This window comes from Halopenitus salinus, from assembly GCF_055397165.1.
Genome location: NZ_AP043853.1, coordinates 422,055 through 436,833, shown reverse-complemented (window position 1 = coordinate 436,833; position 14,779 = coordinate 422,055). Strand labels below are relative to the sequence as shown.

The following is a 14,779-nucleotide window of genomic DNA, read 5'->3' as shown; positions in this document are numbered from 1 at the left end:
ATCACGCGCGGACGGGCGTCAGATCACGCGTCGACGGGCGTCAACTCGCCCGCCTTCGAGCGCGCCTTCGAGACGATGGCGGGCTTCGCCTCGAACTCGACGGTGACCTGATCGCCCGCGTACGACTCCGTCTCGACGTGGCCGTGATCGTGGATCCACGAGACCACGCTCATGGTCTCATCGGTCATGGGCAACACGAGCCGCTCGCGCTCCCAGTCCGGAAGTTCCGCCTCGACGCGCTCGCGGAGGGCGTCGATCCCGGTTCCCTCCGTCGCGGAGACGGCGATCGGGTTCGGAGCCAGCGTCGACAGCGCCGAGCGCTTCTCGGCGAGTTCGCCCTCATCCAGGCGGTCGACCTTGTTGAACACGGTGCAGATCGGCGCCCGGTTGCGCTCGTGGAGCGTGTCGTGGCAGGTCACGAGCTTCTCGCGCATCTCCCGGACCGGCTCGCTGGCGTCGACGACGAGCAACACGAGGTCGGCCCGATAGACCGAATCGAGCGTCGACTCGAAGGACTCGACGAGCCAGTGGGGGAGATCGGAGATGAACCCGACGGTGTCGGTCAAGAGGACGTCCCGCCTGTCGAGTTCGGCCCGCCGGGTGGTGGTTCCGAGCGTCGTAAACAGCATGTCCTCGGACTCCGCCGTCGTCCCGAGGTCCGGGTGGCGGTCCGCGTTCTCCTCGACGTCGAGTTCCGCGGCGAGCCGCCGCATCAGGGTCGACTTGCCGGCGTTCGTATAGCCCGCGAGCGCGACGAGATCGAACCCCGAGGCCCGACGTTCCTCGCGGCGGGCCCGCTCCGTCTTCGCGATCGACGACAGCTCCTCGCGGATGTCGGAGATCCGCCGTTTGATGTCGCGCTCGACGCTCTCGTCGTACTCGCCGAGACCCATGAACCCGGGGCGCTCGTCGCGTTTCGCGAGGCTCGCCTTCGCCTCCGCTCGCGGCAGCTCGTAGCGGAGTTCGGCCAGTTCGACCTGTAGCTGCGCCTTCCGTGTCCGGGCCCGCTCGGCGAAGATCTCCAGGATGAGGGTGAACCGATCGACGACCTCGACGCCCTCCGGGAGCTTCTTCCCCACGTTGAACGTCTGGTAGGGACCCATGTCGTTGTCGACGACGACGTGGGTCGCGTCGGTCCGCGAGACGAGCTCGGCGAGCTCCTCGACTTTCCCCTCGCCGAGGAGATAGGCCGCGTCCTCCTCGCGGGTCTGTGTGATCCGCCCGGCGATCTCGTAGCCTGCCGCCGCGGCCAGCTGTTCGATCTCCTCCAGGTCGGCCGTTCCGGCGTCGACGCGCTTCGCGAGGACGGCGCGTCGGTTCGCGTTCGTCTCCCGTCCGTTCGGACGGTCCGCGTGCTCGCCGCTCATCGTCGAAGGAGCTCGCGAGCGGCGTACGCGGCGTGGTGTGCTGCCTGCACTGTTTCGCGTTCGCCTATGGTCTCGACGTATTTAAACTCCTCCTGGAAGTGTAGCCCGACGGTTCCCTCCGGCTCCTCGTAGAACTCGCCGCGCTCGGAGACGACCGGTCCGGACGGAACCTCCGGGAGGGACCCGACCGCACGCGCGACGAGATCGAGGACCGCATCGAGGGTCGGCCCCTCGCGAACGCTCGCGAGCCCCATCCCCTCGATCGAGACGATCCGCGTCGAATCGATCCGGGCGTGGACCGCCGCCGCGACCATCTGGTACTCGCCGTCCTCCTCGTGGCGACCGCTGACGTCGACGCCGACGATCTCGGGGATGGATCGGTCACCTCCGTTGGCGGCCGGTCTCCACGACCTCGATCGACGTCACGGCTCGATCTCCGAGGTGAACTCCGGCGTGCCATCGACGCCGGGATCGAGGCGGAACAGCGCGCCGGCGTGTTCGTCCTCCGGATCGGCGTCGATCGCGGCGCTCGTCACGTACATGTCCGCGAGCGACTCGCCGCCGAAGGTGGGCGCTGTCACGAACTCGGCCGGGATCTCGAACCGCTCTGCGATCCCGCCGTCCTCGTCGTGTCGCACGACGGCGTTTCCCTCCCAAAGCGCCGACCAGACGCGTCCCTCCGAATCGACCGTGAGCCCGTCGTACATGCCCTCCCCGTCCGGAAGCTCGGCGAACGTCTCGGGGTCGGAGATCTCGCCCGTCTCCTCGTCGTAGTCGTAGCGGTGGATAACGTTCGCGTTCGATTCGGTCAGGTACAGCCCGCTTCGATCCGGAGTGAACCCCATGCCGTTCGGCAGCTCGAGCGACTCGACGACCTCCGTGATCGTCCCGTCGGGGTCGATCCGGTAGAGGCGTCCGACCGAGAAGTCGTCCATGTCCATCGTCCCTGCGAAGACGCGTCCCTGCGGGTCCGCGATGACGTCGTTGAAACGCATCCCCTCCTCGCCGGCGATGCCGTCGATCACGGTCTCCATATCACCGTTGCGAAGGACCGCGACGTGGCCCTCGGTCAGAAACAACGCCAGCGACCCGTCCGACTGGATCGTGAACCCGCCGACGGACTCGCCCTCGTAGAACCGCTCTACGTCGCCGGTTTCCGGATCGTACCGGTGGAGGTGTCCCGCCGGAATGTCCGTCCAGTAGAGGCGCTCGTCGGCGACGTGCCAGAGCGGTCCCTCTCCGATCTCGAAGCGTCCGTCGACGACCGCCGTCGCGTCCGTTGGCATGCGCTCACGTATCACCGGGGGCGGCATAATACATGCGGGTCCACACGCTCGACGTCCCGTTCATCGTGGTTTTGTCTCTCCCGTCCATCGCGGTCCTGCTTCTCCCGTTTTGTCCTTCCCTTCATCGCGTTTCGTGCGCGTCGCGGTCGTCCGCCGTGAGCCGCCAGAGCGCGCGCCGGACCGTCCAGGGATCGCGGTCGGTCCCCTCGGCGATCGACAGACATGCGGACAGGTACTCGCGATATTCCTCGACCGTCGGAGGATCGGGATAGGAACGATCGAGGTAGCCGGCCTGCCGAAGCGCCTCCCACTCGCGGGCGCCGCAGACGACGCATCCGTCTGGATCCATGAACGCGAGGAACGCGGTGGCGACCGGGACGTCCACGCCGTCGAGGGCCGTGAGCCGATCGATCGCCGCCTCGAGGTCGCGATCATCCGCGTCCCCGGGGGCGGTCGTGTCCGCGTCCCCGGTGTCGCTCGTGACCGCGTCCTCTGCCGCCGCAGTGATCGCCTCGAGGACGTCCCCGAAGGGGTTGTCGGCGAACCGCTCCTCGATCACCCGCCGCTCGGCGTGCGACTGTTCCCCGAGGTGCCGCCGGAAGTACCACCGGACGACCCACTCCGCGTCCCGTCTCCCGAACTCACCGCGCCGGAGGACCCTCGGCAGGGTCTCCTGCTGTTCGCGTTCGACGGGATAGAACGGCTCCCGCTCGCGATATTCCTCGGCCAGTTCGTCGACGTCCGCGGGCGTGAGAACCATCCCTGTCGGAGGATCGAACTCCGGACGCAGAACGGTTCCGGTCCGCTCGACTCCCCCACGCCACCTACCAACGTCTTCGTCAATCACCAACACACTCATACGCGGAGAGCGAGATGATTCGGGCATATGCACTCGTTCCCGGAGGGGTCCTCGGATGTCCAGTGAGGACGCGGAGCCGACGAAGACCATCTGTCCGTACTGCGGCGTCGGATGCGGGATCGCGATCGACCGCGAGGCGGGCGGCGACGACGTGCAGTTCCGACCGTGGGGTGACGCCCCCGTCAACGAGGGACGGATCTGCATCAAGGGCGGCGCGGCGACGCAGGTCGTCAACCACGAGGACCGGCTGACCGACCCGCTGATAAAGGAGGACGGCGAGTTCCGCGAGGCAAGCTGGGAGGAGGCGCTCGGACGTGTCGTCGAGGAGCTCTCGCGGATCCGCGAGGAACACGGCCCCGACGCCATGGGGTTTTACGGCTCCTCGAAGACGATGAACGAGGAGAACTACCTCCTCCAGAAGCTCGCGCGGCGGTACGGCACCAACAACGTCGACAACTGCACCCGGATGTGTCACGCCTCGACGGTCTACGCGCTGCGGACGAGCCTCGGCACGGGCGCGATGACGAACAGCATGGCCGACCTGGCCGAGGAGACCGACGTCTTCTGGATCCAGGGGGCCAACCCCGGCGAGCAGCACCCGATCGCCAACAGCCAGTACTTCCGCCAGGCGGTCCTTGAGGGCGCCACCGTCATCCAGGTCGATCCACACGCGAACAAGACGACCCGGTCGTTCGAGATCGACGAGACCGACCGGCACATGCACCTCCAGCTGGAGCCAGGGACGGACATCCCGCTCCTCAACGTGGTCCTCAAGACCGTCCTCGAGCGCCACGAGGAGGAGCCCGAGGCAGGCTGGATCGACGAGGCGTTCATCGAGGAGCGCACGGAGGGGTTCGACCACCTGACGGAGACGCTCGCCGACTTCGATAAGGAGGCCGCCGCCGAAGAGTGCGGCGTCCCCCTCGAGGACATCGAGCTTGCGGCCGAGAAGTACGCGAGGGCGGACAACGCCGCCATCTTCACCGGAATGGGGATGAGCCAGCACACCTGCGGCGTCGACAACGTCCAAAACGAGATCAACCTCGCGCTCGTCACCGGCAACCTCGGCAGGCCGGGCACCGGCGTCAACCCGCTTCGCGGCCAGAACAACGTCCAGGGGACCTCCGACGTCGGCGCGATGCCGAACGTCCTGCCCGGCTACCAGCTCGTCGACGACGACGAGGCCCGCGAGAGCGTCGAGGACGTCTGGGGCTTCGAGGTCCCCGACGAACCGGGACTCACCAACGTCGAGATCTCCCACGAGGCGGGAAAGTCCGTCCACGGGCTATACGTCATGGGCGAAAACCCCGTGATGTCCGAGCCGGACGCCAACCGCGTCGCGGAACGCCTCGAGCGACTCGATTTCATGGTCGTCCAGGACATCTTCATGACCGAGACCGCGGAGTACGCCGACGTGATCCTGCCGGCGACGACCTGGGCCGAACGCGGCGGCACCGTCACCAACACCGACCGGCGCGTCCAGCGGATGCGCGGGGTCGGAAAGATCCACGAGAACACGAGACACGACCTGGAGATCGTCTCGGAGGTCGCCACGCGCCTGTTCGGCGAGGACGCCGGATTCGACTTCGAGGACCCCGAGGCGGTCTTCGAGGAGCTTCGGGAGGTCTGTCCGATCTACCACGGGATGACCTACGACGGCCTCGGCGAGGTGGGCCTCCACTGGCCCTGCTACGAGGAGGGCGACGAGGGCGACCCCTATCTGTACGCGGACACCTTCGACACCGAGAGCAGCCTCGGACGGATCGAGGGCGTCCGCCACCAGCCGCCCAAGGAGACGCCCGACGAGGAGTACCCACTGATCCTCACGACCGCGCGGCTGGAGGAGCACTACAACACGGGGACGATGAGCCGGCGCTCCCCGCGGCTCAACGACCGACACCCGGAGAACTTCGTCGACGTCCACCCGAACGACGCCGAGCGGTACGGGATCGAGGACGGCGACTACGTGCGGATCACCTCCCGACGCGGCGAGATCGAGGTGAAAGCGCAGGTGACGGAGGACATCAAGGAGGGCGTCATCTGGACGACGCCGCACTTCGCGGCCGCCTCCGGAAACGTCCTCACGAACGACGTGCTCGACGAGCGGGCGAAGATCCCCGAGTACAAGGCGGCCGCCGCGGAGATCGAGGTCGCCGTCGGACCCGGGTCGAACGAGGAGAACGCGGAAGACGCCGAACCCGCCGACGACTGATCGGCTGGCCTGTCACTGAACAGCCGTTTTCTCCTTGTCGCGGACCTCGACGCCGGCGATCCGCGTGTCGGGGTACTGTCCGTCGTCGTCCTTCTCCGCGGCCTTCACCATGTCCCAGACGACGTTGAGGCCGGTTGTGACGCCCTCCAGCGCCTCCATCTCACAGCCCGTCTTGCCGGTCGTCTCGACGGCGACGGTGAGCGTGACCCGATCGCCCGCGACCTCGAAGTCCGTCTCGACGTTCGTGATCGGTATCTGGTGACACATCGGGATCGTCTCCCAGGTGTGTTTGACCGCCTGGACCGCTCCGATCCGGGCGGTCGCGAGCACGTCGCCCTTCCCGATCGCGTCGGCCTCGATCGCCTCGATCGTCGAGGGGGTGAGACGTATCTCGCCGCGAGCGACCGCGCGCCGCTTCGTGTCCGGCTTGTCCCCGACGTCGACCATCTGGACGTCGCCGTCATCTGTCGTGTGTGTCAACTCGTCGGTCGCCTCGGAGTCCGCCGGGCCCTCACTCATCGGTACGAAGGGCCTCCGGGAGCCGGTCGATTAAGTCCGTCGCCACCAGTCCGTACCCCCGCTCGTCGACGACCAAGTCCCCCGCTCGACCGTTCGCGTAGGCGCCGATCGCCGCGGCCTGAAGCGGCGACTGGGTACACGCGAGCGCGCCGACCGCGCCGGCGAGCACGTCGCCGGTCCCGCCGACGGTCATGCCGGGATTCCCGGTTCGGTTGACGCGAAGGGCCTCGCCGTCGGTGATGACGTCGTAGGCCCCCTTCACGAGGACGGCGTGTCCGAGGTCGGCGGCGAACGACCGGACGAGGTCCGCACGCTCGCGCCAGTCCTCTGCGCTCGGCCCGCCCATCCTCCGGAGTTCGCCCTGGTGTGGGGTACACACCAGCGTCGCGTCCGTCTCGACCTCGGGAACGACCTGTAGCGCGTCGGCGTCGACCACGGCGCGTCCGTCGTAGGCTCCGAGGAAGCGCTCGACGAACTCGAGGGTCGCGTCGGCGTCGCCGAGTCCCGGTCCGAAGACGACGACGTCCCTGCCCTCGGCGAGTTCGGAGATGCCATCGAGGTGGGACGGAGCCAGCGTCTCGCCCGCGAAGCCGTGAACGATCAGGTTCTCCGAGAAGCCCTGCACCTCTCGGGCGACCGACTCGGGGCAGGCGACCCGAACGAGGTCGGCGCCGGCACGTAGGGCGGATCGCGCGGCGAGCGTCGGCGCGCCGGTGTAGGGACCGCCGCCGACCACGAGCACCTCGCCGTGGTCGCCCTTATGGCTCTCCGGCTCGCGTCCGAGCGCGAGCAGGTCGCCCGGCCCGGTGAACAGCTCCGCCGCCTCCGGGATCCCGATGTCCGCGACCGTCACGGGGACGCCGAGAGTTGCCAGTCCGGGCTTGCCGTCGTGGAACGTGACGACGCGATCCGCCTCCACCGCGAGACGCTCGCCGTCCGGACCGGGTTCGACCTCGCCGGTATCGGCGTCGACGCCGGAGGGGACGTCCACGGCGACGACGGTCGGCGCGCGCGCGTCGGCGTGGGACCCGCTCGTACTCGCGTCAGCATCCGATCCGCGACCGCCGCCGACCTCGTTGATCCGTCGGATCACGGTACGCTCGGGCTCGCGCACGGCGCCGGTGACGCCCGTTCCGAGCATCGCGTCGACGATCACGTCCGATCCCTCGAGATCGAGCGACGCGGGCTCGGCGGCCGGCGCGGCGACCGCCCGTGCGTCGATCTCGGCGGCCGAAAGCGCATCCCAGTTCTCGCGGGCGATCCCGGTCGAGACCGATTCGCGACGGCCGAGCAGGCGCACGCGAACCTCGAAGTCGGACAGGAAGCGAGCGGCGACGAGGGCGTCGCCGCCGTTGTTTCCGCGTCCGCACACGAGCGTCACGGTCGATCCCGGATCGGCGATCGAACGGATCTCGCGAGCGATGGCGTTGCCCGCCGACTCCATCAGCTTCGCGCGGGGGACGCCGAGGGCGGCGGCGTTGGCGTCGACCGAGGCCATTCGCTGTGCGGTGATCATTCAGGGTTCGCTTCGGCGGCATCCGAATTAAACGTGGGGTGTCCACCCTCCGGTCCGCAACCACTCCGTTCCCCGCTGCTCCGCTCCGCACACAATCTTTTCCCCGGTGCCCTCGCGAAGAGGGATCATGGGACCATCGCGTCCGATATCGCCGTGGATCCGCGAGTTCTGGGGATGGACGGGCGCGACCCTGTTCGTTTTGATCACCCTCGATCTGCTCACCACGATCTACGCCGTCGCCGTGGTGGGGATCGAACACGAGTCGAACCCGGTCATGGCGTGGCTGCTCTCGCGTTCGCTCGTCGTTCTCGTCGGGGTTCACCTGCTCGCCGTCGTGCTGCTCGCCGTGTTGTTCTACGGTCTCGCCGAACTCGTCCGGGAGACCCCGGAACCGTATCGGCGTGGATTGAAGCGCGCGATCGAGGCCTTTCTCGGGATCCTGCTCGCGATCGGCCTGTTCGTGTTCGCGAACAACCTCGCCGTGATCGTCCACGGTCGTAGCCTGCTTTGAGGGCCACTTCCTGGATTGCCGGCCGCCGTCGGTTCGGTCCGACCGCCGTGCCATCGATCGCCGTCCCGTTCCGCGAGGGTTTAAACCGGAAACCGAACAAGCCTCTCCCAGTGAGCACCGACGCACCCTGGTCGGACGTCTTCGGCCACGAGACGCCCTACCCCGAACAGGCGGAGGGGATCGACGCCGCGATCGAGGCGGCACGGGACGGCGGGTTTCTCGCGTTGGAGGGCGCCTGCGGCACGGGCAAGACGATGCTCGCGTTGACGGCGGGGATCGACCGGGTTCGGGATCCGGACTCCCCGTTCGAGCGCGTGTTCGTCCTCACGAGCGTCAAACAACAGTTGCGACAGTTCGAGGACGACCTCGAGACGATCAACGCGAACCTGCCCGACGACTACCGACCGGTCTCGGGACTGACGCTCGTCGGGAAGGCCGACGTCTGTCCGTACGCCCGCGAAAACCGCGGCGGGATCGACCGCGAGAACGTCTACGACCGGTGTGAGGGGCTACGTGAACGAACGCGGAACCTCGTCGGCGACGGCGGAACGACCACGGCCGGCGCGTTGGCCTCGGAGGCCCGAAGCCAGCAGGTGGGGCTGGCCGATTCCGGCGCGAGCTCCGGCGGTGCCGGAACGGATTTCCTCGAGGTGGACGGCGAGGCGACCCCGTATCGACCCGACACGGAGGAACACGAGGGGACCGAATTCTGCCCGTTCTACGCCGGGTTCCTCGAGGACCTCCCGGAGGACGGCGACCCGGTCGAGGCGGTGCCCTTCGATCTGACGTCGCGCGGTCACGTCGACCCCGGGGAACTGGTCCGACTCGCCGCCGGCGCGGGGTCGTGTCCCCACTCCGTCATGGGCGCGCTCGTTCCCGCGGTCGAGGTCGTCATCGGCAACTACTACCACGCCTTCGATCCCACGACGACGGGGACGTTCACCGGCGCCCTGCTCGAGGAGTCGACGTTCGTCGTCTGTGACGAGGCGCACATGCTCGAGCCGCGGGTTCGGGATCTGGTGAGCGACGCCGTCGCCGATCGAAGCCTCCGGGACGCGACCAACGAGCTCACCCGCGTCGTCCAGCCCGTCCGGTTCGACGAGGAGGGGAGGCACAACGACGACGCCGAGGTCGTTCGCGCGGAACTCGCCGACAGCGACGTCTCGATCGAGGAGGTCGAGCGAGTTCGGGAGTTCTACGAGGATCTGCGCGGGGAGCTCGACCGCCGCGTGACGGCCCACCTCGACCGGGAGCGTCCGGACTGGAGAGCGGATCCGAACCGGCTCGAGGACGCGGAGATCCCGCTTCGCGATCCCGAGTCGCCGGGCGTCGACGAGATCTCCGAATGGGCGAGCGAGGAGGGATACGGCGACCGCGTGTGGTCCCGCGCTCCGGCGGTCGGGGCGGTCGCGGAGCGCATCCTCCAGGAGCTGGAGGGCGAGGACCAACAGCGGGCCGCGCCGGGGGTCGGACGCACCGTCTCCGCGTGGTACCGGGAGGACCACGAGACGTTCTTTCGGGCGATAGATCTCGAGCGGACCTGGGACGAGACCGAGCCTCCAGACAGCTGGCGGCGCGCGTACAACGCGCGGTACGCGCTGTTCAACTGCCTGCCGAGTCGAGCGATCGGCGATCGGCTCGACGAGTTCGGCGGCGGCGTGTTGATGAGTGCGACCCTCGAGCCGATGGACGTCTTTCGGGAGGTGACCGGACTCGAACACCTCGCCGAGTCCGGCCGTCCCGTCCTCGAGCGCACGCACGGACTGACCTTCCCGCCGGAGAACCGCGAGAGCCTCGCGGTCGACGCGCCGAAGTTCACCCACGACAACCGCGGCCAGCCCGGCGAGGAGACGGAGACCCGGCTCGCCCACCTCGATGCGTCGATCGAGGTCGCCGCTCGACCGGGGAACGTCCTCGTCGGCATGCCGAACTACGCCGAGGCGCGGTGGATGGCCGGCGAGCTATCGGAACGCCTGGATAAGCCGGTCCTGCTCGACGAGTCGTCCGGCGATCGCGTCACCGAGTCGCTCAAGGACGACTTCTTCGCCGGCGACGGGAAGGTACTCGTCACGAGCCTGCGCGGCACGCTCACTGAGGGCGTCGACTACCGCGGCGACCGGCTCCACGCGGCGGTGGTCTGTGGCGTTCCGATCATCAACACCGCCCGGCCGCGGACGCGAGCGGTCGTCGCGGCCTACGACGAGCGGTTCGGCGACGGGTTCGAGACCGCACTCACCGTTCCGGCCGTTCGAAAGGCCAGACAGGCGATCGGTCGAGTCATCCGTGGTTCGGACGAGCGCGGCGTCCGAGTGCTGCTCGATGCGCGGTACGCTCGCGACACCTGGGACGGCGTCAGGGAGTACCTGCCGGAACACGAACGCGAGGAGTTCCAGCCCGTGAGCACCGACATGCTCGAGTTCGCTCTCGATCGGTTCGAGCGGGGCGATCGTGGGACGTCCAAAGGGGACGATCAACCCACCTCGTAGGAGAGGACGACCCCGTCGTCGATCCGTTCCGTCTCGACCAGATCGAGCGTCGGGAAGTCGTCGATGAACCCCTCGCCGTCCGCCAGCGTCGGCGCCTCCCGTCCGCCGATCACGAGCGATCCGACGTAGACCGACAGCTCGTCGACGAGGCCGGCCTCGAACAGCGAAAAGATCACCTCGCCGCCGCCCTCGACCATCAGCCGGTCGACGCCCCGCTCCCCGAGGGCGTCGAGGCCGGCGACCAGATCGACTCGCTCCGATCCGGAGCGTCCGGTCTCCCGAGCGTCCTCCGTCGACGACTTCGCGTGGGCGTCCTCGTCCGATCGGGGGTCGGTCCCCGCGACGATCACCTCGGCGCCGGACGACTCCAACCGCTTGCGTCGATCGTCGGGGGTGGCTCCGCCGACCAGCAGATAGGTCGTCGCCTCGTCGTCGAGGATCCGGGCGTCGGTCGGGGTTCGGCCCGCGGAGTCGACCACGACGCGGGCGGGATTTCCGGGACGTCCGTTTCGCAGCCGCTGGACGCGACGGTCCTCCTCCTCGAGCGTGAGGTGTGGATCGTCGGCGAGCACCGTTCCGACGCCGACGAGAACGGCGTCCGCCGCCGCCCGAACCCTGTCGACGCGGTCGAAGTCCTCGGGACCGGAGATACGGAGCTGCTCGCGTCGACGCGTCGCGAGCTTCCCGTCGACGCTCTGGGCGGCGTTGACGACGACGTGCATACGCCGGCGTCAGCCCGCGGAATCATGGGCGTTACGGTCGTCTCCGGTGGCAGCCCCTCGATCTTCTCCGTGTGCTGTACGAAATCTCCGGTGTGCTGCGAGCAACCCTTTTGTGCGGTGGCGCCGAATCCCGCCCCGATGGACGTAGACAAGCATGCCGAGGAGCTCGCCTCCGCTCTCGGCGTCGACAAAACGGAGGTCAAAGCGGATCTCGAGAACCTACTCGAGTACAGCGTGCCGATCGACGAGGCCAAACAGAGCGTCCGACGCAAACACGACGGCGGCGGTGGCGGGTCCTCGCCGACGCCGGAGTCCGTCGATCTGGACGAGATAACGACCGACCACGGCAACGTCACGGTCACCGCACGGGTGCTTTCGGTCGGGACACGAACGATCCGGTATCAGGGCGACGACATCACGATCCGCGAGGGTGAACTCGCCGATCCGACCGGGACCATCTCCTATACCGCCTGGCGCGACTTCGGCTTCGAGCCGGGCGACTCGGTGACGATCGGCAACGCCGGCGTCCGCGAGTGGGAGGACGCGCCCGAGCTGAACCTCGGCGACTCGACGACCGTCGCCATGGCCGACGAGCCGGTCGAGACGGACGAGCCGATCGGCGGCGACCGCTCGCTGATCGACCTCGAACCGGGCGATCGGGGTCGAAACATCGAGGTCCGCGTACTCGAGGTCGACTCGAAGACGATCTCCGGCCGCGACGGCGAGACGCCGATCCTCGAGGGCGTCGTGGGCGATTCGACCGCGCGGCTCCCCTTTACGGACTGGCAGCCGCGGTCCGAAATCGAGGAGGGTGCCGACCTCCGGATCGAGGACGTGTACGTCCGCGAGTTCCGGGGCGTCCCGTCGATCAACCTCACCGAGTTCTCCGCCGTCCAGCCGCTTTCGGACCCGGTCGCGGTGAACGACGACGCGCCGCGGCTGTCGATCGCCGAGGCAGTCGATGCCGGCGGCATGTTCGACGTCGAGCTGGTGGGGACCGTTCTCGACGTCAGGGACGGATCGGGATTCATCGAGCGATGTCCGGAGTGCGGTCGCGTGCTCCAGAGCGGCCAGTGTCGCAGTCACGGCGAGGTCGACGGCGAGGACGACCTCCGGACGAAGGCCATCCTCGACGACGGCACCGCGACGGTGACCGCGATCCTGGACCGGGAGCTCACCGCCGAGATCTACGGCGGCGGCATCGAGGCAGCCCGCGAGGCGGCCCGCGACGCGATGGACCGGGAGGTCGTCGCGGAGGCGATCGCCGAGGAACTCGTCGGTCGTTCCTTCCGCGTGCGCGGCAGTCTGTCGGTCGACGACTACGGCGCGAACCTCGACGCCTCGGCGTTCGAGCCCGCGACGGAGGATCCGGCCGCGGTCGCGAGCGACGTGCTCTCCGATCTTCGCGAGCCCGCAGCCGCGACGGACGGCGGGGCCGACGCCGCAAGTCGGGGTGGTGAGCGATGAGCGAGTCCCCGGGGACCGCGGGAACTCGCGAGGTCGCCTTCCGCGTCTTCGCCGCCGAGTTCGACGACGCGACGGTTTCGTACTCACAGAGCGACGAGGAACGGGCGCCGAACTACGTCCTCACGCCGCTCGGCGCGCGTGTCAATCGGCTGTTCGCGGTCGGCGTGTTGACCGAGGTCGAACGCGTCAACGAGGAGACGCGTCGCGGTCGGGTGGTCGACCCGACCGGCGCGTTCGTCACCTACGCCGGCCAGTACCAGCCGGACGAGCAGGCGTTCCTCGAGCGCGCGGAGCCGCCGGCGTTCGTCGCGTTGACCGGCAAGGCGCGGACCTTCGAGCCGGAGGACTCCGATCGCGTGTTCACCTCGGTCCGTCCGGAGAGCCTCAACGCGGTCGATTCGGACACCCGCGATCGGTGGGTCGTTCGGGCCGCGGAGACGACCCTCTCGCGGCTCGCGGTCTTCGCCGCGGCCCTGCAGTCGGATCTCCGGGGCGAGGAGCTTCGCTCCGCGCTCGAGGCGGGCGGCGCGGCCGAGGCGCTCGCGGAGGGCATCCCTCGCGCGATCGACCACTACGGGACGTCCGCGGCGTACCTCGAGGCGACCCGCCGGATGGCCGTCGATGCGCTCGAGCTCGTCGCCGGCGAACGTGACGACGTCCGAGCGCCGGAGATCGAGCCCGGCGAGGACGCCCCCGCCGAGATCGGCCCGCTCCCGGAGACGGACGTGACGATCGCGAAGCCGAGTTCGGTTGGCGACTCGGCGATCGACGATTCGCCGACCGACGACTCGCCGACAGACGGCGAGAAGCCCGCTTCGACTGGGGACGGCTCCGTCGAATCGTCGGGAGGGGACGCCACGATCCGGAGCGCGGACACGGACGGGGACACAGACGCGCAAACGGATACGGACGTCGACGCGGACGCGGTCGGATCGGGCGACGTGGACGAACCGGGCGCGGCCGACGAACCCGAACACGACTCGGCGTCCGATTCCGGCGTGGAGGCGCCATCCGGCTCGAGCACGTCGATCGAGGAACCGGAGCCACGGGACGAACTCGGGGATGTGGACGACGACTCTTCCGAGGATGTCGGCGACGGAGCCGCCGGAGGGGACGCGAGCGCCGACGGGCAAACCGGCGGACTCGGCGACTTCGCCGACCCCTCCGAGACGGGTGATTCGGGTTCGACGACCGATTCGGACTCAACGACCGGTTCGAGTTCGACGGATCCATCGAACGAATCCGCCGACTCAATGGACCCGTCTCCCGCCGGCGGATCGTCGAACACCGACGAGATGTACGAGATGGACGAGGAGGAGCGCTCCGAGGTCCTCGAGGAGTACGGAACGGACTTCTCGACGGGGACCGAGGTCGACGACCCCGGCGAGGCGGACATCGACGTGCCGGACGCGGACGAACTCGCCGACGAGGACGTCCGGAATCCCGGCGCCGACGGGACGGGACCGACCGACGACATCGACGTCGACGCGAGTCCGTCCGAGGGGGACGAATCCGCCGCGTCCGAAACGCCGGAGACGGATACGCGGGCGCAAGCGGATGACGAGCCCGGGGGCGACACCGAGTCGGAGAGCGAAGCGGGGAGCGAGGGTGAAGCCGAGACGGAAGGCGGAGAGGACGTCAACCTCACCGAGGCGGCGATCGACGCGATGGACGACCTCGACGAGGGCGACGGCGCGGACCGCGACGCCGTGATCGCGGCGGTCGTCGACCGGGTCGGAGGTGACCCGGACGCCGTCGAGGAGGCGATCGACGACGCGCTCATGAGCGGCAAGTGCTACGAGCCGACCGAGGACCGGCTGAAGGCGATCTGAGC

General features: G+C 68.8%; 12 protein-coding genes. 5 read left to right on the top strand and 7 right to left on the bottom strand.

Features of this window, described 5'->3' with window-relative positions:
• Positions 1–23: 23 nt before the first annotated feature.
• From hflX to ACZ5YD_RS03925, 4 genes are all read right to left on the bottom strand, one after another.
• The gene (gene hflX, locus ACZ5YD_RS03940) at positions 24–1,367 is read right to left on the bottom strand and encodes a GTPase HflX (protein WP_379745489.1); all 1,344 of its coding nucleotides are present in this window, start codon (positions 1,365–1,367) and stop codon (positions 24–26) included.
• Positions 1,364–1,681, bottom strand: coding sequence for a DUF2209 family protein (locus ACZ5YD_RS03935; protein WP_464384461.1), 318 nt, complete (start codon positions 1,679–1,681; stop codon positions 1,364–1,366). The genes hflX and ACZ5YD_RS03935 overlap by 4 nt, the downstream gene beginning before the upstream one ends.
• A 108-nt stretch (positions 1,682–1,789) precedes the next feature.
• On the bottom strand, positions 1,790–2,653 hold the full coding sequence (locus ACZ5YD_RS03930) for an SMP-30/gluconolactonase/LRE family protein (protein WP_379745492.1): 864 nt from the start codon (positions 2,651–2,653) through the stop codon (positions 1,790–1,792).
• Positions 2,654–2,774: 121 nt separating this feature from the next.
• Positions 2,775–3,413 (bottom strand): hypothetical protein, encoded by a 639-nt coding sequence (locus ACZ5YD_RS03925; RefSeq protein WP_379745495.1) that lies wholly within the window; start codon positions 3,411–3,413, stop codon positions 2,775–2,777.
• Between the two features lie 154 nt (positions 3,414–3,567).
• On the opposite strand from ACZ5YD_RS03925, the gene fdhF reads away from it, so the two are divergent.
• A complete protein-coding gene (fdhF, locus tag ACZ5YD_RS03920) occupies positions 3,568–5,724 on the top strand; it encodes a formate dehydrogenase subunit alpha (protein ID WP_379745498.1) in 2,157 nt (718 codons plus the stop codon).
• A gap of 12 nt (positions 5,725–5,736) precedes the next feature.
• On the opposite strand, the gene moaC is transcribed toward fdhF, so the two are convergent.
• Together moaC and ACZ5YD_RS03910 are read right to left on the bottom strand one after the other, a co-directional pair.
• Positions 5,737–6,243, bottom strand: a complete 507-nt coding sequence (gene moaC, locus ACZ5YD_RS03915; RefSeq protein WP_379745502.1) for a cyclic pyranopterin monophosphate synthase MoaC — start codon at positions 6,241–6,243, stop codon at positions 5,737–5,739.
• Positions 6,236–7,759: an NAD(P)H-hydrate dehydratase gene (locus ACZ5YD_RS03910; protein ID WP_379745505.1), complete on the bottom strand. Its 1,524-nt coding sequence runs from the start codon at positions 7,757–7,759 to the stop codon at positions 6,236–6,238. The genes moaC and ACZ5YD_RS03910 overlap by 8 nt, the downstream gene beginning before the upstream one ends.
• Positions 7,760–7,886: 127 nt before the next feature.
• Here ACZ5YD_RS03910 and ACZ5YD_RS03905 point away from each other — a divergent pair, with 127 nt between their 5' ends.
• Both ACZ5YD_RS03905 and ACZ5YD_RS03900 read left to right on the top strand, forming a co-directional pair.
• A complete protein-coding gene (locus ACZ5YD_RS03905) occupies positions 7,887–8,270 on the top strand; it encodes a DUF5658 family protein (RefSeq protein ID WP_379745507.1) in 384 nt (127 codons plus the stop codon).
• A gap of 110 nt (positions 8,271–8,380) precedes the next feature.
• A complete protein-coding gene (locus tag ACZ5YD_RS03900; RefSeq protein WP_379745510.1) occupies positions 8,381–10,756 on the top strand; it encodes an ATP-dependent DNA helicase in 2,376 nt (791 codons plus the stop codon).
• Here ACZ5YD_RS03900 and ACZ5YD_RS03895 read toward each other — a convergent pair.
• Positions 10,741–11,478, bottom strand: a complete 738-nt coding sequence (locus tag ACZ5YD_RS03895) for a 2,5-diamino-6-(ribosylamino)-4(3H)-pyrimidinone 5'-phosphate reductase (RefSeq protein WP_379745513.1) — start codon at positions 11,476–11,478, stop codon at positions 10,741–10,743. The two genes, ACZ5YD_RS03900 and ACZ5YD_RS03895, sit on opposite strands and share 16 nt — an antisense overlap.
• 138 nt (positions 11,479–11,616) lie before the next feature.
• Here ACZ5YD_RS03895 and ACZ5YD_RS03890 point away from each other — a divergent pair, with 138 nt between their 5' ends.
• Positions 11,617–12,945 (top strand): Single-stranded DNA binding protein, encoded by a 1,329-nt coding sequence (locus ACZ5YD_RS03890; RefSeq protein ID WP_379745516.1) that lies wholly within the window; start codon positions 11,617–11,619, stop codon positions 12,943–12,945.
• The gene (locus ACZ5YD_RS03885) at positions 12,942–14,777 is read left to right on the top strand and encodes a hypothetical protein (protein WP_379745519.1); all 1,836 of its coding nucleotides are present in this window, start codon (positions 12,942–12,944) and stop codon (positions 14,775–14,777) included. Before ACZ5YD_RS03890 ends, ACZ5YD_RS03885 begins: the two co-directional genes overlap by 4 nt.
• Positions 14,778–14,779: the final 2 nt, after the last annotated feature.